This window comes from Flavobacterium geliluteum (assembly GCF_017948595.1).
Taxonomy (GTDB): domain Bacteria; phylum Bacteroidota; class Bacteroidia; order Flavobacteriales; family Flavobacteriaceae; genus Flavobacterium; species Flavobacterium flavipigmentatum.
On record NZ_JAGFBV010000004.1, the window covers coordinates 24,447 to 44,921 of the forward strand.

Genomic DNA, 20,475 nt, shown 5'->3' on the forward strand with positions numbered 1-20,475 from the left:
TAAATTGATATTTTATTAAACTTTGGTATGTTTCCATTTTCCTTTACGAAAGACAATAATACAGGCTACAGCCAATACAATTTCTGACAGAAGGATGGCTGTAAAAACACCATTTGCCCCTAACTCAAAAGCAATTCCTAACGAATAGGCCAGCGGAATCTGAACGATGTAAAACATTAAAATATAAAGCCATGTTACCACCTTGACTTCGCCCGCAGCGTTGAGCGCCCTGGAGATGACCATCGTGTAGCCTAACAAAATGTAGGCTATCGAAATAAAATGAATGTACCTTGTGCTGAAAGAGATAACTTCTGGAATATCTGTAAAAAACTTCACTACGGGAGCTGCCATGAAAATCCAGCAAATCCCGATTAAAATAAGGAATCCCATATTGAGCATTCCGGCTCTCCATACAGATTTTTCGGCTCTCTCAGGTTGTTTGGCTCCTAGGTTTTGTCCGGTCAAAATTCCAGCTGCATTCCCGAGTCCCCATGCTGGCATTGTTGCTATTGAGGCTACCCTTTGAGCCAAAATATAACCTGCCAATGCATTTTCTCCAAAATGAGACATAATTTTTATCATAAATACCCAGCTTGAAGCAGGAATAATAAATTGAACGGTGCCGCCAAAAGCCAGTTTTACTACTCTTTTAAAAATAGCCAAATCGAATAGGAGCTGAGCCTTAGCAATTCTAAGCACCGTTTTGCCTTTTACCAAATACCAGGCCTGATAAATCACGCCGATAACTCTGGCAATTAAGGTCGCTAAACCTACTCCTAGTAAACCGTAAGCAGGAATTGGCCCCCATCCAAAAATAAACAGGGGGCACAATACAATATTTAAGGCGTTCGAAAGCCAAAGGATTCTCATCGCAGTAGAAGCATCGCCGGCTCCACGAAATATGCCGTTTATTACTATTCGCAGAATCAAAAATCCGCTTGAAGCAAACATGACCATGCCATACCATTTTCCTTCCTCAACCATTGCTTTAGAAAGTCCCATTGCGCTCATGATATCGGTTGCCCATATCGAACAAACGAGACTAATAATTATCGCTATTGGTGTTGTTACATAAATAACCTGCATGGCGGTTTGACCTGCAATTTTGAACTCTTTTTCACCTATTCTTCTCGAAATCATGGCCGATGCCGCAATACCAAGACCTATTGAAACTGAGTAACAAAAGGTAATAAATGTCGTAGTTGCTCCCGCAATCGAAATGGCAGAAGTGCCTAATCTACTCACAAAAAAAAGATTGGAACAAACAAATAAAGATTCCATTAGCAGTTCTGCTACCATTGGTACAGACAATAGAATAATGGCTTTATTGATACTCCCAGATGTAAAATTAGTTTCAGTTCCTGAGAGCGAGCGACTTATAAGCCCCAAGAAAGAGCGTGTTTTTAGAATCGCTTCTTTCATGAATTTTCCTTTACTATTAATAATTCTTTATTCACCAATTGAAACAATGGATTTGGAATAAAACCACTTTTTTTCATGTGTGGAAAACCAGCTGTTTCTTCATAACCATTAAATAAACGTCGGCTATTAAAAATGAGACGTTTGAATTCTGGTATCAATAAATTATACTTCTCAAACATCTCCTGTAGCTCTGGATGCTCTTCCTGAAACTCTAAAATAATGTCGTAAACGCAATTCCAAAAAGAAACTTCTGAATAATTGGCAGTTGTTATTAATACATCACTCTGGTATCTAAAAAAAGCATCAAAAACGGCAATCAGGATTACTAACGGCGCATTTTCAGGGTTTGGAGAAGCATTAAACATGTTATCTATAAACTCCTGCGGTAGTTTTTTCTTTCCTTCTTCATTGATTAAAATATCTCCCACAAAATCCTGCAAAGCGATACGCGTTGGCACATAATCTTTTAGAATTAGAATCACATTTTGTCCGTGAGGATCGATACACAAAGAATGCTGGTAATAAATTTGAAGTACAGGTTTAAGGTAGGCTCTCATATATGATTTTAACCATTGTTCTGTAGAAAGTCCTGATTTTGTTATCAATTCCGCAATAAGACTTTGGCCATGATCATCTACATAAAGCAAGGCTGCCATTGTCATTAAATTTTCTCCATGTTTTAGAAAATTGATAGGGCTTTCTCGCCACATTGCCCCTAAATATTCATTGTATTGATAAGGCGGATTTTCAATTTTACTGTAACTAGGATGCGTATACGTTACCGAAACTATTTCGCCTAACAACACAACACCCATATTTTGCAAATGAAGATCTTTTTTAAGTATCTCTTTAATATATTCTGTAAGACGTGGTGCTATCGATAATTGTTTCGGACACAGCCCTCTGATGTGGCTTGTGTTCAGTATCGACATTGAAGTTTTTACATAATGTTTGTGTGGTTTGCTGTAATTAAAAAAGGTGCGAATACTTTGTTGAGGACTGTAAATATCGTCTGAAAGGTCTAACGGAATTAGCTTTTTTGAAGCAATATCGTGCGAAAACTGCATGACCAGTTTATGTTGCCATTGCCACAAATGTACCGGAATAAAAATATAATCATCAGGATTTACACCAGATTGGATTAACTTATTTTTAAAACTATTAATTTTTTCAGAACCTATTTCGTTTTCATAAAAATCATGCTCATTCATATCGGTTTGCAGCTGTATATTGGCTCTGTTTTTATGAGCCGCCATCCAGACCAAACGTGTTTTTTGACCCGACTCTGGTGCAAAATTTTTATGATCTTCTGAATCAAAACCAATTCGGCCTTTATTAACAATTACCCACGGATGCCCATCAAGGCTGTGTTCTATAGTTTGAAAATCAGCATCTGCTAGTTTTGCTGCAGACAAACGACGCTTTGAATGAATGAAAGCATCAGCATATAAAGTATGCAATAGTTCTTCAACATAGTGGGCAAGTGTAAAAGAATTGACTCCAAAAGTCTCTTGAAGTTCGATAAAGAAATTAGGTACGTCTACATGTTCTAATTGTTGCCCATTTTCTATTTTGTGAATACTTTCTGCAACAATATGCCAATAATTAAGAAACCTCGGATACGCAGAAAAGCGATAATGAATATTTTCTTTATCTGTTGCTAATATAAAATGGGTAAGTTCATTCTCATCTTTGCCAATTATTTCGGGCTTTGCCAAATCCTCTCGTATCAATTCTGCAATGCTTTTGGCCAACAGGTTTCGATTTACTTTGTTCCAAATAGGAGCATTAAGATGCTGTGCGCCTGTGAATATATTTTCTGAAATTATCATTGTAATTCAATTTTAATGGTTTAATGACTCGTTTACCAATTCGATAACATTTGCCTCTGTAAACTCTTTTGTAATTTTTTGTACACCAAACTGTTGAAAAGCAATTCGTTTTTCTACCTTATAGACTTCACGATTTGCAAGTTGATTGATAATACACGAATTTCTGTAAGCTCCCATTCCTAAATCAGGCGTAGAGAGACCATGTGTATGAAGTTCTGCATTCTGCACAAAAATATCCGTCCCGTTTTTATCAATTGTGTAATTTCGATGAACATTAAATAAACCTTTTTCCAAACGATTGATCTTTCCTTCAATTCCTGACAGAATCGCTGGTTCTTTGTATTTATAACCTGTTGCCAAAATAATGCAATCACTCTGATCGTCATAAGGTGCATCAAGTTCTGTATGAACAAAATCCAGATTATAAGAACCATCGACAGTTTCTTTTACAGAAGTCAGGCGCATATTAGAACGTAATTCTACGTTTAGAGGAGTATCTTCCAGACTCATTTCGTATAAACTATCAAAAATTTCGTTTATTAATTCCTGATCTATACCTTTATAAAGCCCGTGTTGTCTGGCCAAAAGTCGTTTTCTCTTTTCATCAGACAAACTATGAAAATGATCAATATATTCTGGTGAAGTAAGTTCTAAAGTTAGTTTTGACTTATTATCAAGTGGGAAGAAATGCGAAGAACGGGTAAACCATTTTAGTTGCAATCCGTTTTGAGTTTCAGGTAAAAGATCACGAAATATTTCTGCAGCACTTTGTCCAGAACCAATAATACTAACAGTGGCGTTTTTTGGGATATGCGATTTATAGTATAAATATTTTGATGCATGAATTACATTTGGAAATGCTTCATTATCAATAAAATCAGGTAGATACGGTGAAGTTCCAGTTCCTAAAACAATTTTCTGAGAATAATATGTAGTTGTTTCAGATGTTTTTGTGTTTCTAACTATAATTTCATACAAATCATTTGTATGATTTATAGCAACTACTTTATGTGAGAATTTGCAATTGGTTAATTGAGACGCCACCCATTTACAATATTCGTTATATTCTCTTCTGTAAATAAAGAAATTTTCTCTAATGTAAAAAGGATATAAACGTCCGCTTTCTTTAATAAAATTAAGAAAACTATATTTGCTCGTAGGGTCTGCCATTGTTACCAAATCTGCCAAAAAAGGAACTTGAAGCGTTGCGTTATTTAACATTAATCCAGGATGCCAGTCAAAGCTTTCAGACTGATCAAAAAATAATGATGTTAATTCTTCTACGGGCTCTATTAAAGCCGCCATACCAAGATTGAAAGGGCCGATCCCGATCCCTATAACCGAATATATTTTTTCTGTATGCATTGTTATTTTGTTTAAGGATTAAACTTGAGAGGCAATTATTGGATTATTTTGAAAATCTTTTGCGGCAGGAAATTTTGCCCAATACCATTCTCTGTAGCAAAAGTTTAGATTGGCAGTTTTATGAGGCATTTCGATAACTTTATCAATTTTAAATCCTACATGAGCTTTGTTCATCATCGATGCGATCGAATCTACAGCACCTTCACCAACCATTCTACCTACTTTTGACTCTGCCCATACAAAATCCATCATAGATTGCGTGGCTGGCGAACCATATTTTAGTTTAGGATCAACCGGCGCAATAAATTGATGCGTGCCGTAATCTGAGGGTTTCACATCATAATATTCGCCCAATATGTCGCGGCATACCCAGTACACTTCAATATTAAAAGTTGGAACACCGTTGGCTTCACCTATGTAACTATGTGCGTGATCTCCCGGAAGAAGCGTGCGATAATAAGCTTCTAATTTGCGTATTGTCCAATTCATTTGCCAGATTTTTAGCGCGTGCTCGCGATGAAACCATTCGTGAAGCATCTCCAGATCTTTATCAATATCTACAGGTCGTAATGTGATTGTTACATTTTCCTTTTCAAAATACCTGCTGAAAACAGATTCCTTTCCTTCTGGATTAATCATTTTTTTAGAAAAAAAGGATTTGTTTAAAGGATTTGGATACGTTTTGTAAACTGCAGGATTTGTTCTCGGAGCACTTGCTTCGTCCATGTTGTTCAGGCTTGTTAGCAAATTGCCTTTTACCATCAACTTTACACTATTTGTGAGCTGAGCAACCAAACCCGTGGTATCAGATTTGGCTTCCTCTTTTATCGTTTCATATATCAAACTAAGAAGTGTGCTTTCTTCGGCAAGTTTATTTTTACCAAAAGCATTTACAATTCCGAATAAATGATTTACCAACAAATAATATCCCCAGAGATTAATAATTTTAGTTTCGGCAATAAAAGATCTGCTTTCTTTACCAAAACCAGGAATCAATTCCTCCAGTTTTTCTACTATTCCTTCACGGAAAAAATAGCCCTGATTGTCTCTAAAATAAAGCTTTGAAGGAAAAAGATTTTCGTCAAACTCGACAAGCATATTTTGCTGATGAAACTCAGCTCCAAATCCGTATTGATTAAAAATACCTATTAGCGGTTTCAGACTAATATCTAAATAGTGTTTAAACCATAAAAGCGCAGTATCAGCTACCGTTGCATCTCGTTTCTTCGCAGCTTCATTAATAATATTGAGAATTCGCGGAGATTCGCCTAAAATACCATCCTGACAAAGAGAGGCAATCATCGTTACATTTTTGTTGACATTGACTCCACTAAAAGGATTTTGGCGAACGCTAGTGCTAAAACCATCAATAGTTTTACCCTCGTAAGTAACCGTAATAAAAGCAGGATCAGTAATAAGTTCTATTTGAGGATAGTCTTTTTGAATGCCTTTTCCCCAATCTGTTTTCATGAGTTCTGCTGCATCGTAACCACGATTTAATTCATGAAGATAATTAACACGAAACGAATTGGTGATTTTTACATGCAAAGAGAATTTGTACATCCATTCACTTTCGGCATTATAAACCGTCCGAACAGAGGATGTAGCGGTGTAGGAGGGACCAAACTCCCCGAGACTAAATAGAATTTCTTTTGTCTGCATTTCCTTTACTTCGGTCAGATTCAATAAATATTGAGCTTCCCAAGGATGAGTTGGTACCACTTTATAATTTGGGTAGCGACCTAGTAATCCTTTGCTTGCAGGATCTGCGTACTTTAGAATTTCTTTTTTTAAATAGTCTGTAATTAAATAATCTACAGCGCTTTTTTCATGTACATTTTCGGGATGAATTAAGAAAAAGTGTAGAGGAAATTCACCTCTGGTTTCCGGAGAATATTTTTGGAGTTCTTCATTTGTAAATCCTTCTCTACTTTTTGGCAAAGGATGTACGGTATGTCCTAAAATAAGGGATTGTTCTGCTTCAATAAAGGTTTGCTCAATAGTATTGGCGGCATGATCACTATTTTTATAATGCGATAGATATAGCGCAAGATTATCAATACTATTTTTTAAACGCTCTTTTGTTGGCAAAGAATCAATATCAGGATAATTTTCGGTGCTGTATGCAGCTACGAGTTCCGTAAATTGTAACGGATCTATTGCAGTAATCTTTTCTGTAGCAACATCACGAACCACAACAGGGAAACCAAAAGAATGCACGCCACTCTCTGAAAAATAAGTCAAAGGCGCAAAAACTTCCTGGCTAATAGACGCAAAATCAAATCTCATAAAAGAGGTATGACCTATCGTTTGCATACAATCGGCTAATGTCTGGTCGTACCTTGGAATACCTTCGTAACGGCTCCAATTATTGAATTCCCGGCAATAACAATTGAGCAGAGATTTAAAATTTATCTCTTCTGCCGCTTGGGGAAAATTAGTTAAGTCCGTAGTATTCATCTCCGTTTTGTTTTATGAGGTTAAGAATTTTTTTAATATCACTAAGGGTAGTTATGGGATTAAAAATGGTAAACTTCAAATAGAATTCTCCGTTTACTTTGGTACTGGCTACTAAAACTTCTCCGCTAAAAAAGAGTTTTTCTTTGATATACTGATTGACTTTACAAGAGCTATTTTTTGCTGAATCTCCAAGATATCTGAACACCAAAACCCCCATATCTGAGTGGCACAAAAGCTCAAATTTTTGGTCAGATTCTATATATTCTGCTGTTTTTTGGGTTGTTTCGATAATAGTGTCTGTAAACTGTCCTAGTTTTTCTTTGCCCATGTAGCGAAGCGTAAACCATAATTTCAGCGCATCAAAACGACGTGTACTTTGTATAATCGATTTGTTGATTTGAGCCGGAAGTGCGTCGTAATTTTGCTCTTTTGGATTTAAATAATCAGCATGATGCTTAATGATATTGAGGTGCAATTTGTTTTTTACAATAAAAGCACTACTGCTAATAGGCTGAAAAAATGATTTATGGTAATCAATAGTTACTGAATCGGCTAGTTCGATACCGTTTAAAAGGTGACGGTGTTTGTCGGTCAAAAGCAATCCGCAACCATAAGCAGCATCTACATGAAGCCATAAATTATATCGACCGGCAATGTCTGCAATCGCTATTAGCGGATCAACATTTCCAAAATCTGTAGTTCCCGCAGTAGCAGTGATTGCAATCGGAATATTTCCTTTTTCTATTTCGTCAGCAATCGCTTTTTCTAGCTCTTCCGGGTTCATACGATATCTGTGATCAACTCCCACATGTACGATAGATTGTTCTCCAAGACCTAAAATCCAAGCATTTTTATGATTGCTAAAATGGGCTTTATCTGAAACAAAAATTCTAAATTTTGAGGCATCTGAAGGAAGACCATCCAATTTGATATTCTGTTTTTGATAGTGTAAAGCATAATAATCTCGAGCCAAAAGCAACCCCATTAAATTGCTTTGAGAGCCACCAGCAGTAAAAATACCATCGCCTTCTCTGTACCCAATTTGTTCACTTGTCCAATCAATTAATTTGCGCTCTATAAAAGTTCCGCCAGCACTTTGATCGTAAGTATCTTGCGAAGAATTTATAGCACTTATAAGTATTTCTGCTGCTAATGCTGGTATTACAACAGGGCAATTTAAGTGTGCGATATACTCCGGAAGGTGATAAGCGGTAGCATGTTTAACATAAAGCTCATCAACTTCATTAAGCAAACTTTCATAATCCGGTAGAGGGGATGCCAAATCTATTTGTTCGACTTTTGTCCGAATTTCTTCAGGTCTTATTCCGCTAAAAGGTTTACGATTGTTTTTTAAGAAATTAGCAACACGTTCTTGTGCTAATTTTACAGCCTGAGCATATTCAGCTCCAGAATTCTGGTGAAAAATGTCTTTGTAGAAATCTTCGTTAATAAGAGGTACTTTTACAGACTCTTCCTTATGGATCAATGTGTTGTTCATAAAATAATTGTTTAAGGATTTTAGTTATATTTATTCGAGATAGATTACTTTTTTGGATAAAGGCGTTCTTTTCTTACTAGATGACTTGAGGTTTTCTGGATAATAGCCCAGATAGAGAAGCCCAAGTGACTTTTCATTTGCTGCAAGACCAAATTGGGCTACATAATCAAGGGCTACTTGCTTGGTGCTCCAATAACTGCCTATTTTATGAGCAGTGCAGGTAAGTGCTATATTTTGTACCGCCGAAGATATTGCGGCAATCTCTTCCCATTCTGGCAAATCAATTTTTGTATTTCGCACCATAATCACACCAATAAGGCAAGCAGCATTTAATGGGTAGTTTGCGAGATAATTTAGCTTTTCCTTCTTGGCTTCGGCAGATAATTCATCATAAAAATCTTTGTAATAATGCGCCATATATTGGCCATATTCTTTTAGATATTTTTCTCTAAAAACAATAAACCTCCAAGGCTCTGTCATTTTATGAGTTGGTGCCCAAGTAGCATTAATTAGTATTTCTTCAAGCAGTTTTTCGGGTAACTCTTTTTTAATAAAGTCATTGGCGAAAACACTTCTCCTTTTACGAATATTCTTCGAAATTTTATTTAATTTTTCAGAATATTCGGAGCTATTGTTTTTACTGGGATTGTCTTTAATTTTCATATATATTTTGATTTTTTTTAACTATTTTCTTTTTATTTAGATTAAATAAAAATATATTTGTAAGTAATTACTATTTAGAATAAATAAGAATAATGAAAAACAAATGTATAAATTAATATCAATAAAAAAAATAAATATGAAAATTTTATACGAATGGACGTACATAGCAATGTTTAATTAGTAGCTAATTATTTATTATAATACTGATTAATAATTATTTTTTGTTAATTCCTCTATCTTTTAATAACTATAAAACGAGTTAAAAAAATGAAATCACAAACTATTGTTGCAGAAGAAAGACCTGCAAAAACTAATTTACATTTTGACATTCCTACAAAACCATTAATCGTAGTGGTAACGTCTCAGGAAAGGAATATTTTATCAAATGTTGGTAATCTTTTAGTAAAAGCATTTGGCAATTACGAAAATCCAGATTATATCGCAGCACTCCATCTTCAAGCTTTTCAATTGCTTCCGGAACGAATTAGTAGAATCTTAAGTCACTTTGGAAGTGATTTTTCAGCAAATCAATATGGCGCAATTGTTTTTCAGGGACTTTTAGAGGTTGACCAAGAAGAGTTGGGACCAACTCCTCCAAACTGGCAAGAAACGGATTATGCAAAATTGAATAAATACGGTTTTATTTGTTCGCTTCTTCATGGCGCTGTACCTTCTAAACCAGTGCAATATTATGCGCAACGAAAGGGTGGAGGACTCTTGCATGCTGTAATTCCGGATGAAAAAATGGCAGTAACACAAACGGGATCTGGGTCCAAAACAGATTTATATGTGCATACAGAAGATGCTTTTTTACTTCATCAAGCTGATTTTTTAAGTTTTCTTTATCTAAGAAATGAAGAAAGAGTTCCTTCTACACTATATTCTATTCGTTCTCATGGAAAAGTTAATGAAACTATGCAAAAGTTGTTTGATCCTATCTATCAATGTCCAAAAGATGCCAATTATTGCGATAAGCAAGTCGTTTCAGGACCAACGGCTTCGGTTTTATATGGAAATAAACAGCTTCCCTTTATTCGTTTTGACGCTGCCGAACAAATCTTCAACGAAAATGCAGGACAAACTCCGGAAGCTCTTTATAATTTGACAGAATTTTGGAACGAAGCTAAAGAGTTTATCAATAGTGATTACATTCCAAATTCTGGAGATGTAATCTTTGTCAACAATCATTTGTGTGCTCATGGCAGAAGTGCTTTTGTTGCCGGACAACGCGAAGAGAACGGAAAAATTATAAAGTGCGAACGTCGCCAGATGCTCAGGATGATGAGTAAAACTAGTTTAATTCATATAAGGTCGGTGACGCAAACTCATGATCCATCGTTTATTATGGAAGAACATTTAGGAAATGTTTTTAATCTAGAATAGCTTTTATTAATTGAAAATAAATATTTAAAACTCAAAAAATAATCGATATTTGAAGCCTTTTTAATAGCAATTAAAATGTTTTGATGTAGTTAACAGCAAAATTTTTGCCATCATAAGTTGGAGCTAAAAAAGAGGTAGAGTTGTTTTCTTTATTTCCAAAAAGTTTTCGGGTCAAATAAGGATTCATCCAGTAAGCTACCTTAGTACTCAATATTCCGATACCAGCACCCGCCGCCACATCTGTGAGCCAGTGTCTGTTATTGTACATTCTAAAGATTCCTGTGCCAGCAGCAACAGCGTATCCTGCAACACCATACCATATAGATTGGTGTTTGTATTCCTGATACAAAAATTCGGCACCGGCAAAAGCTACAGCAGTATGACCTGAAGGAAAAGAATCATTTGATGTTCCGTCAGGTCGTTCGGCTTTTGTGATTGATTTTAATGCAAAAACGGTTCCTGTCATGATAATAAGTGAAGTACCTAAAATAACCGATCGGTCTCTGATGTTATTTTTTCCTTTTACTCCAAAAGCATTTAAAGTATAAACAGAAAGCGCAGGTACATATCTCGAAAAATCATCAACAGAAAATTTGCGATCTATGTTTTCTGTAATTTCTTCGCGAATCTGGTGATTGAAGCTTTTTATTTGACCGCTTTCAATTCCCCAAAAACCATAACCTATCAAAACGCCGGGAATAATAAGTTGTTTATAACTGTATTTAATATTTTGTACCGTATCACTACTGATGCTGTCGTTTTCCTTCTGATTTTGAGACCAACTGCACAAAGAAGTAAAGACAAACGATATGATTATAATTTTTCTCATTCTTGAATTTGTGATTTAAACTGAGGGATCATAGTAAATTGAACTTTTTAATTTCAGAATAATACTAAGATAGCAATCTTTTGCCTAAAAAATGTAAAAGGTTTTTAATTTACAAAGAAAAAATTCAATAACTCATTTTAAAAAATGCAACTAGTGTAAATATTTGATTACAAAAAAAACACAACAGGTGAGAATTATAAAACTTTAACACTTAATGATGTAAGAATAATTATTTTTTTTAGTAAATTTGAGTAACTCACTTTTAAGAAGTTATATAGAAGTGCAGCAAAAGATTACTACTACACGCCGTTTTCAAGAAATTCTTTTTTTTCCTTATAACCCCTTAGGTTATTTTTTTTTTACGCAACAATCTTACATCACTATTACAACGAATTTAACCCCAAAATAATAATGAAAAAATTTCTTATCCTTTTGTTTGTTTTAGTTCCTTTTTGGTGCTTTTCGGATAATCCGCCACCACCTGGTTTACCCGATGAACCACCGCCGCCACTACCAGTAGATAGTATGATAAGTGTTTTGTTTATTGGCGGTATTATTTTGGGAACTTACATCATCAGTAAGAAAAGATAAATCAATTAAATAGAATACACTAAAAATTAGGTTGATTTAAAATCTAATTTTTGATGTAAAATAGATTAAAAATTATGAGAACAAAATTACTCTTATTTTCTTTTTTTATTTCGTTACAGGCCTATTCACAGCTCTTTATTGGTGCTAATACACCCGTTTATGTAAAAAGTCAGGTGTTATATGTCGGACAGAATTTAAACTTAGATACCAATTCAAATCTTTATTTAAGAAATAATTCTCAGTTGGTACAGGGTACAGCGGGATCATCTGCCAACGTGGGAACAGGAATACTTTCTGTTTACCAAGAAGGAACCTCAGACAACTTTGAATATAATTATTGGTGTTCACCTGTTGGTGAGCCGACTTCTTCATCGGTAAATAACAATTTTGGAATCACTTTATTAAATCGTCCCACTACTTCGGTTCTCGCAACTCCAGCTACGATTCTTCCTATAGGAAATTACAACGGAACTGCAAGTCCATTGGCAATAGCGCCTTATTGGATTTACAAATTGACCAACGCAAATAACTACTCACAATGGGTACAAGTTGCAAGTGCTACCACTATTGCTCCGGGAGAAGGTTTTACGATGAAAGGAACAGGCGGTACAGATACCACAGATCCTGAAAGTACAGGTGTGGTCAACAATCCGGGAACTGGCTTACAGCGATATGATTTTAGAGGAAAACCCAATGATGGGACTATTACGGTAGCAGTAGGTAGTGGGAATGCCGCAACCTTAACAGGAAATCCGTACCCTTCTGCATTAGATTTAAATGCCTTTTTATTAGATCCAACAAATAGTGCCTGTACGCGTGTGGCTTATTTTTGGGAACAGGACAAAACAGTAAATTCTCATTATCTTTCTGCTTATAGAGGAGGTTACGGAACATATTCGCCTGGAACTTTAGGTTCAAACGGAATTTATACTGCGGCGACTTTTAGTAGCTATAACCCTGATGGATCATTAAATACCGCTGGAACATCATCTGGTTTGGTGATAGAAAGAAAATATTCGCCTATTGGGCAGGGTTTTTTAATAAATGGTACTGCAAACGGTTCGGTTACTTTTAAAAATGCCCACAGAGTTTATTATATCGAAGGTGCTGGTTTGTCGCAATTTGCAAAACCTTCAAAAAATAAATCAGAAAATAAAACCACTGATAAATCGGAAAGCAAAGGTGAGCTTACTGAAGCAGTTGCAGAAATTTCGCATTTTAAAATAAATACTATTATCAATAATCAATTTACGAGACAGCTTGCATTGGCGTTTTTGCCAGAAGCAACGGATGGCGTAGACGCCGGAATTGATGCTTTGAATATGGATGGAAGCCTTCCAAATGATGCTTCATTTTGGCTGGAAAACGGTAACTACGTGATACAAGGACTTACTTTTGATGTTTCAAAAAAAATACCTTTAACAGTAAAAGCTGCCACCAGTACTACTTTAAAATTTTATATTCCTGAAATTATAAATTTTGATCCTACACAAAACATTTATTTGTTTGATGGATCTAACTCAACATACCATGATATTAAAAATGGAACTTATGAAGTTACTATCCCGCCAGGAGTTGATAGAGAGCGATTTAAAATTGCTTTTACAAGTCAGACATTAAGTACTAATAATCTTACAAAATATGCTTTTTTTATCTCTCAGGATAATACTAATCAGGTCTTGAAAGTATCAAATCCTGATAATAAAAACATATCTTCATTTGCATTGTTTGATATTCTGGGTAAGACGATATTATCTCAAAAGAACTTAGGAGCTGATCAAAATTATACATTTTCTACTTCGGGGCTGAGTTCAGGAATTTACATTGCCACATTTGTGACTTCAGATAATGAAAAAATAACTCAAAAGATTATTATCTCAAATTCAGGAATGCAATAATCAAAATTCTAAAATTTTACTTTCAATTTTTATATTTTTTAAACACTTTACAATTTCTCAAATCTACTTTATTACGAACAATGCTAATAACAAAAATTATGGTACATAAATTTATCGCACAAACCAATAAGACATTTTTCTTGTTGCTATTTTTCATACTCTCATCTATTGGAAATGCACAAATTGGTATTGGTACAATTACACCCAATGCAAGTTCTGTTTTAGATATTTCCTCTACTACACAAGGTTTATTGGCTCCGAGAATGACAACAACTCAAAGAAATGCCATAACAACGCCTGCAGATGGGTTGATTGTCTATGATACAGATTTAAAATCATTTTATTATTACGTATCAACTTCATCTTCATGGACAGTGATCAATAATGGCGCTACACCAAGACAAAATTTTAAGAGAATACGCACAGGTGATAATTTGGCAACTGTTTTGGCAACAGAGCTAGCAGCTGGTGCGGGTGCAAAATATTTGTTGGACTCTAATACTTTATACGAAATCAATGGTACCGTTACTTTTACCTTGCCTATAGAGATAAACAATGCTTACATTCAAGGTTTAGATTCCCAAAATGATGTTATCTTTAAGGCTTCAGGAAATCTTTTTGAGGGCGCTACTGGCGGAACTATTAAGACCCTTACTTTAAGAGCTGCTGCTGGTAGTGTATTTAATCTTAGTGGTGCTGCAACTCAAACTCTGATATTTAGAGATTCTGTAGTAGCTAGTTCTGCTAGTGTAGGTACAATATCAGGTTTTGGATTGGTTTTTTGCAGCATCGTTCAGTATGCTGCAAATACAACAGGTATTACATACGATAATATAGGCAACTTATTACTGAGTAATCTGGGATGGTTTAGCAGTAATACAGGCACTTATGAAAAATTTACAGGAACTTTTACCTTAATAGAAAAACAAGGCGGATTTAGTACTGTAAATGGTACCGCCATTGGCTTTGATGTATCTACCACAGGCCTGACTATTACTGGTGACGCTGTGTTAGAATCGGTTGTTTTTACCGGTACTAATACTGCAGGATATGTAAAACCTTACACCACAGGAACCTACACAGGATATAATTTTAACAACAGCTGGAATGTGAGGTCAGCAGGAATACCTACTGAAACGGATGCAACTGCTGTTGGAGATTTTTCTGTGGATTATGCAGTAGGATCAGGGGCAGCTACGACTTTTAATACCTCAAATCCTAGTAATATTGTAAAAGTTAATGGAGTTTCTACATCAAATAACTTATTTAGGTTTGCCATAGATGCTAATCCTAACAATAACAATAGATTACGATACTTGGGAAAAAAGAAAAGAATTTTTCAGGTTTCAGGTTCTATTTCTTTTCAAGTCCCTGCTGTTGGAACCTATATAATTTATGTCGCAAAAAACGGCACAGCATTAACTCAATACAAAGTTTATGGAAGAGGTCTCGCAGCCAATGATATAGTAGTTCTTCCAATAACTGCAACAGTTGAACTATCAAATAACGATTATATCGAAATTTTTGCACAGCGTTTTACAGGAGGTACAGGTGATTCGATAATTGTGCCTAACATGACGATTGTAGTAAAATAAGAAAATTAAAAAACACTATTTTCTATAAAAAATAGCATTTTCGTTTAAACATAAAATAGAGATAGAGAATTGGTAATAATTGACTCTTTTGAAACGGTATTATCTCATCAAAATTTGAGATAAATTAGGAGTTCCTATATTATTTTTAAAATAAAAAACTTATTTTCAGTTAGTTCTCAATTTAAATGATTACATTTGAGGAATTAAATACATTAAAAATGCAAGAAGGTACAGTAAAATTTTTCAATGAAGAAAAAGGATTCGGATTCATAACTCCTAGTAATGGAGGAAACGAAGTTTTTGTTCATGTTTCAGGTCTATCAGAAAACATTCGTGAAAACGATGAAGTACGTTATGACGTAGAAGAAGGCCGTAGAGGTCCAAACGCAGTAAACGTAGTAATAGCATAATCACACTATAACAGTTACTTCTAAAGGCATTTGTATCAAGCAAATGCCTTTTTTATTTGTAATTATGTTACCGTTTATTTCTAAAATGAGCAAATAAAACGAATATAGAGAAACAATAGTGCTTTTTATCTCACTGTAAAAAGCCGTTTTTATTTGTCTTTTTGTTGGAAATACGTTCCTCTTGGCGCATCACTTTCATGAAGTACAACTTCAGAATGCAAAAACTCAGCAGCATCAGCAGAATCTTTTACTTTTGATGTACTGCGTTGTAACATTTTCAATTCAAAATCAGTTAGCACACTTTCCCTAATACCTGCTTTTTTCCACCTCGCAGATTTACATCCTCTGGAGATTTCTCTAGCAAGTGTAAGCGCATCCAACAGTGCCTGATTGGCTCCTTGTCCTTTAAACGGACTCATCGGATGAGCTGCATCACCAATTAATGTTACGGAACCTTTTTTTTCTAATAATTCAGATTGAAGTAATTCTCGATCATACACTGGATAGCCCGAAATCTGAGCTTCAGGCGTTGCTGCCATTATTTGTGGAATCGGATCGTGCCACTGTGTTCTACGATACGCTTCTTCCTTTAGGGCCTGAGATCCTTGAATACTTAACGCCTTAGCTTCTTTTTCAGACATTAGAAAACTAAGTTGCCACATGACAGCATTGGCTGTATATGGCATCATATAGATGCGCTCGTGGCCATTGGCAGTTTGAAATACAGTAGCTGAATCTAGTAAAGAACTGTTAAGACCTTCGAGAGCTGTTAGTGGGCAAATACCCAATATTACAATACAGCCCAGATAACGAAGCGGGGTACTATCTTCCCCAATCAGTAATTTGCGTACGATACTACGAATACCATCGGCTCCGACCAAAAGATCTGCCTTTGAGGTCTTCAACTCACCATTAACCTGAAAAGTTAGTTCAATGCCATCATCATTAACTTCCTTAAAGTCTATTAGTTGATGTCCCCAATTTACAGCATTACTTTCACCTAGTTGCTCCAAAAGCGCAAGACGCAAAGATTGTCTGGCAATGTGTATGTTGGTACGTTTTGGAGCCTTTTTTTTGTCCGAATGGAGCCATTTTCTAATTCCCCATTCCCCAATTATTTTTCCTTCTGTAGTGTGTACGACATGTCTTGTTGAAATTACACCTTCTTTTAACGATAAAATACCCAACTCTTCCATTGCTTTGCTGGCTTGTTGTAGAGTGAGTCCGTAACCTTGTGATCGTGCACTAAATTCACTATCTCGCTCATAGAGAGTAAAAGGAATTCCGCGATGCAAACAAGCCACAGCCAGAGCCACGCCTCCGATACCGCCACCCACAATAGCAATATGCGGAAAGTTCTCATCATCAGGGGCAGGAGGGCTAATAGCAGGTTTCAATCCAGATCCCGAACATTTCGAACATAAATGTAGATGCCCTTTTGGTGGAATAGGAGCTTGTCCTTCACCATTTGTTTTTTCAAATTGTGCTAATTCCGTTTGATAGCGGAGTCTTGCTTTCTTGGTGAGACCCCGACTTTTCTTGCCACGTCCTTGACATTCCTCACAAACAGTCCAGCTTGTTTCGTTATTTTTCAATTTTTTATAATTAAATGCAAATCTTTTCATTATCTAAAAGATTTGCAGTACAAAATTACTTTAAAATTTTCGGAAAAACCGCCAAACAAATAGTGTTTAGTTGTTCTCTCGAATGTCAAATTGTTTTTTGTTTTAAATTTAATTAATAGTTCTTAAATGAATAATATCTCATAAAAAAAACCGCTGATAGTAGTCAGCGATTTTCAATTTATAAACAATATTTTTACCTGATGTTTATTCTGAAGCAAAACTTCCACCACTCATTGCTTTCTGAAAAGCTTGTGGATTCCAATATTCACGGTAATTTACAATAAGGCCATCACGAAAAGTTACAAAAGTGGCATAACTCATTTCATACGGATTTCCATTACCAATTACTACTCCGGATGCACTCCATTCTGCGATGGCGACATTTGTATCATCGGTACCGTAGATTTTTAAGGCTGGAATTGTCTTTACATCTATAAAACCAGGGTAGTCTTTTAGGTAGGCATACAGCGCCTCACGACCTTCAAATCTAGATGGTGAACCTTCTGGAGCAAAAGGAAATTCTGCCACTACATCTTCTGCACAAAGCGCCGACCAGCCTTTCATATCTTTGGCAAGAAAAGTGTCTAAACTGTTACGAAGAAGTTGAACTGCTGAAGTATTTTTTGAGTTTTCCATTTTTTTAAAATTTAAAAGTTATTTTTTTATTCATTTTGATAAGGCAAAGTTGCATCAGAAGGAAGCCTCATAAGAATGAGATATGATAAAAAAAACCGTTGATATTTATCAACGGTTTTGTAAAAAATAACAATTAAATTCAATATTCATTTGAATGCTTGTTTTCTAATTCTGCTTAGCGTTTCTTTTGTGATTCCCAAAAAAGATGCGATTAAATGTTGCGGAAAACGCTGTACAAATTGTGGATGGTTGCTGGCAAATTCTTCATAACGCTTTTCAGCTGAATTACTGATAGTAGAGCTTAGTCTTCGTTGGTTCGCAATAGCATTTCTTTCGTCCATTGTACGTATCATTTGTGCCAATGCAGGTATTTTGTGCATTAGATCAAGCATCTCTGCTCTCGTGATAAGAAGCAATTCAGTATCTTCCCAAGCATCGATATTGTATTTAGACGGGGTAAGCATAATCGAGCTTTCACGATCACCTGCCCAATAATTTTCGATATACAAATGTACAATGTGCTCAACGCCTTTATCATCTACACTGTACTGTCGCATAGCACCTTTTACAATAAAACCAATCTGTTTGCAAACATCGCCTTCCTGCAAAAAATACTGTTTCTTTCTGAGTTTCTTGGGCTGAAAATTAGCTTCAATCAATGCTTCTTCATCAATTGTGAGCGGTAATCCAATATGCCGATTAATATAGGTAAAAAGTGCTTCGTGCATTGGTTTTTATAATTACATTAAACCAGTGCAAGGTATAAAAAATGATTCTTATTGCATCGCATCGGTGACAGTTTTGCTGTCGACAAACTGTTCAAAACTAATTATTTTACCATCCTTCAATTTCCAAATATGAGCTACTCTGGCTTCAAATGATTTTCCAGTTGTTTTGTAAGTACCCGTATAAGTACCAAAAGCGACTACTTTATCATCGTGGGCAACATAATCTTCGGGAGTAAATTTGTAGTTTATCCATTCGCTGCCCAAACGTTTAAACACATTTTTAGTCACGTTTTCCAAACCAATATAAGTCCCGGCATAAGGAAAACCTTTTGCTTCTGTCCAGGAAACATCATCAGCAACATATTTAGCCAAATTTTGACCATTTTCCTCTGAACTTTTTCCCTCGTAAGTACTTTTTACTATTTCAAGATTTGTCATTTTAGTTTTCTTTAAAGTACAGCCTGACAGTGCAAAAAGCACCACCAAGCTGCAACTGAATAACCATTTTACCATTTCATTTCTCCAGTATTTACTTTTGCACCAATCATCAAAGCGGTTTCAAAAGTGAGTGTAGGATATTTTGCTTTCAAAGCTAAAATTAATGCTTCTGAAGTTTTGTTTGTTTTTAGAGACTCTTCGTAAAACTGAATATAACTTTTAGTATGTTTAACAGCCGAGATATCAAACGGACTTAGAGAATTGGCATGAGCCGGAATTACAATCTCCGGATTTAGAGCCGTAATTTTGTCCAAAACAGTTATCCAACTTTTACGCTCTTCTGCTGTCTGCGCATCCGCCATCCATAAGTGAAAAGTAGAGCCAAAAACATTAATTCCTCCCACAACGGCTTTCATAGAAGGGATCCAGACAAATGTTTTCTCCGGAAAATCCTCCAAACCCATTATCTCTAACTTTTTTCCTTCCAAATCAATACTATTTCCTTTTAAAACCTGAGGCAAAACAACATTTGAGGTAATATTTTTGCCTAATCGTTCTCCCCAAGCTTCCAGTTTTTTCTGAGCGGTTTCTTTGATGTGTTCTATTGTTTTAGGAACCGCATAAACGGTAACTTCGGGGAAATATTTTTTAAATACTTCTAATCCAAAATAAAAATCAGGATCACCGTAAGAAACATAAATAGCAGTTAATTTTTTGCCTGAATTCTTAATTTCTTGTGCTACTTTTTCAGCTTCCGCTAAAGTAAATTGTGCATCAATTAGAACGGCATCTGTTTTCCCAGAGACAATTACCGATGCAACACCGAAACTATTTTCGGATGCATTGAATATTTGAAGTTTTAATTCTTTTGTTTCGAATGTTTTAAAACTTTGTGCTTGTGTTTCCATATTAAATAAAGTTAAGGACATTAATAATATTGTTATAATTCTGGTTTTCATATTTTTATATTAAAATTAATACTGCAAAAATGCAGTCATTTACTGTCCGAAAACATTAAACTAGTTTAATAAATTAGTGCAAAATAAGTGTGGATTGTTTTTGTGCAATACCATGTTTCCGCATTCCTGCGGATACAATATCA

The 20,475-nt window shown here is 35.4% G+C and carries 17 protein-coding genes; 5 read left to right on the forward strand and 12 right to left on the reverse strand.

What is annotated here, in order from left to right; translation table 11 throughout:
- Positions 1-15: 15 nt before the first annotated feature.
- Genes J3495_RS03295 through J3495_RS03320 form a run of 6 tightly spaced genes read right to left on the reverse strand, consistent with a single transcriptional unit; the run spans position 16 to position 9,240 of the window.
- Positions 16-1,422, reverse strand: coding sequence for an MATE family efflux transporter (locus tag J3495_RS03295; protein ID WP_210665149.1), 1,407 nt, complete (start codon positions 1,420-1,422; stop codon positions 16-18).
- Positions 1,419-3,254 carry an IucA/IucC family protein gene (locus J3495_RS03300; protein WP_210665150.1) on the reverse strand — a complete coding sequence of 612 codons (1,836 nt, stop codon included), beginning with the start codon at positions 3,252-3,254 and terminating at the stop codon, positions 1,419-1,421. Before J3495_RS03300 ends, J3495_RS03295 begins: the two co-directional genes overlap by 4 nt.
- Before the next feature lie 12 nt (positions 3,255-3,266).
- Positions 3,267-4,619, reverse strand: a complete 1,353-nt coding sequence (locus J3495_RS03305) for a lysine N(6)-hydroxylase/L-ornithine N(5)-oxygenase family protein (RefSeq protein ID WP_210665151.1) — start codon at positions 4,617-4,619, stop codon at positions 3,267-3,269.
- A gap of 18 nt (positions 4,620-4,637) precedes the next feature.
- The gene (locus J3495_RS03310) at positions 4,638-7,079 is read right to left on the reverse strand and encodes a GNAT family N-acetyltransferase (RefSeq protein WP_210665152.1); all 2,442 of its coding nucleotides are present in this window, start codon (positions 7,077-7,079) and stop codon (positions 4,638-4,640) included.
- Entirely contained in the window at positions 7,057-8,577 is a 1,521-nt protein-coding gene (locus tag J3495_RS03315) for a pyridoxal phosphate-dependent decarboxylase family protein (protein WP_210665153.1), read from the reverse strand. The genes J3495_RS03310 and J3495_RS03315 overlap by 23 nt, the downstream gene beginning before the upstream one ends.
- A 30-nt stretch (positions 8,578-8,607) precedes the next feature.
- A complete protein-coding gene (locus J3495_RS03320) occupies positions 8,608-9,240 on the reverse strand; it encodes a nitroreductase family protein (RefSeq protein ID WP_210665154.1) in 633 nt (210 codons plus the stop codon).
- 267 nt (positions 9,241-9,507) lie between these two features.
- Here J3495_RS03320 and J3495_RS03325 point away from each other — a divergent pair, with 267 nt between their 5' ends.
- A complete protein-coding gene (locus J3495_RS03325) occupies positions 9,508-10,623 on the forward strand; it encodes a Fe(II)-2OG oxygenase family protein (RefSeq protein ID WP_210665155.1) in 1,116 nt (371 codons plus the stop codon).
- A gap of 70 nt (positions 10,624-10,693) precedes the next feature.
- Here J3495_RS03325 and J3495_RS03330 read toward each other — a convergent pair whose 3' ends face one another.
- Positions 10,694-11,452, reverse strand: a complete 759-nt coding sequence (locus J3495_RS03330; RefSeq protein ID WP_210665156.1) for a phosphatase PAP2 family protein — start codon at positions 11,450-11,452, stop codon at positions 10,694-10,696.
- A gap of 411 nt (positions 11,453-11,863) precedes the next feature.
- Between J3495_RS03330 and J3495_RS03335 the strand changes: the two genes are divergently transcribed.
- From J3495_RS03335 to J3495_RS03350, 4 genes are all read left to right on the forward strand, one after another.
- Positions 11,864-12,043 carry a hypothetical protein gene (locus tag J3495_RS03335; RefSeq protein WP_210665157.1) on the forward strand — a complete coding sequence of 60 codons (180 nt, stop codon included), beginning with the start codon at positions 11,864-11,866 and terminating at the stop codon, positions 12,041-12,043.
- Positions 12,044-12,117: 74 nt separating this feature from the next.
- Positions 12,118-13,941, forward strand: a complete 1,824-nt coding sequence (locus J3495_RS03340) for a T9SS type A sorting domain-containing protein (protein ID WP_210665158.1) — start codon at positions 12,118-12,120, stop codon at positions 13,939-13,941.
- Positions 13,942-14,039: 98 nt separating this feature from the next.
- Positions 14,040-15,536: a hypothetical protein gene (locus tag J3495_RS03345; RefSeq protein ID WP_236025388.1), complete on the forward strand. Its 1,497-nt coding sequence runs from the start codon at positions 14,040-14,042 to the stop codon at positions 15,534-15,536.
- 218 nt (positions 15,537-15,754) lie between these two features.
- Positions 15,755-15,946: a cold-shock protein gene (locus J3495_RS03350; RefSeq protein WP_210665159.1), complete on the forward strand. Its 192-nt coding sequence runs from the start codon at positions 15,755-15,757 to the stop codon at positions 15,944-15,946.
- Between the two features lie 149 nt (positions 15,947-16,095).
- Here J3495_RS03350 and J3495_RS03355 read toward each other — a convergent pair whose 3' ends face one another.
- The 5 genes from J3495_RS03355 to J3495_RS03375 all read right to left on the reverse strand — a co-directional run bounded on the left by J3495_RS03355 (position 16,096) and on the right by J3495_RS03375 (position 20,281).
- Positions 16,096-17,571, reverse strand: a complete 1,476-nt coding sequence (locus J3495_RS03355) for an FAD-dependent oxidoreductase (RefSeq protein ID WP_210665160.1) — start codon at positions 17,569-17,571, stop codon at positions 16,096-16,098.
- 204 nt (positions 17,572-17,775) lie between these two features.
- Positions 17,776-18,207 (reverse strand): nuclear transport factor 2 family protein, encoded by a 432-nt coding sequence (locus tag J3495_RS03360; RefSeq protein ID WP_210665161.1) that lies wholly within the window; start codon positions 18,205-18,207, stop codon positions 17,776-17,778.
- Between the two features lie 146 nt (positions 18,208-18,353).
- Positions 18,354-18,935, reverse strand: coding sequence for a Crp/Fnr family transcriptional regulator (locus J3495_RS03365; RefSeq protein WP_210665162.1), 582 nt, complete (start codon positions 18,933-18,935; stop codon positions 18,354-18,356).
- Positions 18,936-18,983: 48 nt separating this feature from the next.
- Positions 18,984-19,373: a nuclear transport factor 2 family protein gene (locus J3495_RS03370; protein WP_210665163.1), complete on the reverse strand. Its 390-nt coding sequence runs from the start codon at positions 19,371-19,373 to the stop codon at positions 18,984-18,986.
- A 68-nt stretch (positions 19,374-19,441) separates the two neighbouring features.
- Complete coding sequence (locus J3495_RS03375) at positions 19,442-20,281, reverse strand: MBL fold metallo-hydrolase (RefSeq protein ID WP_210665164.1); 840 nt, start codon at positions 20,279-20,281, stop codon at positions 19,442-19,444.
- Positions 20,282-20,475: the final 194 nt, after the last annotated feature.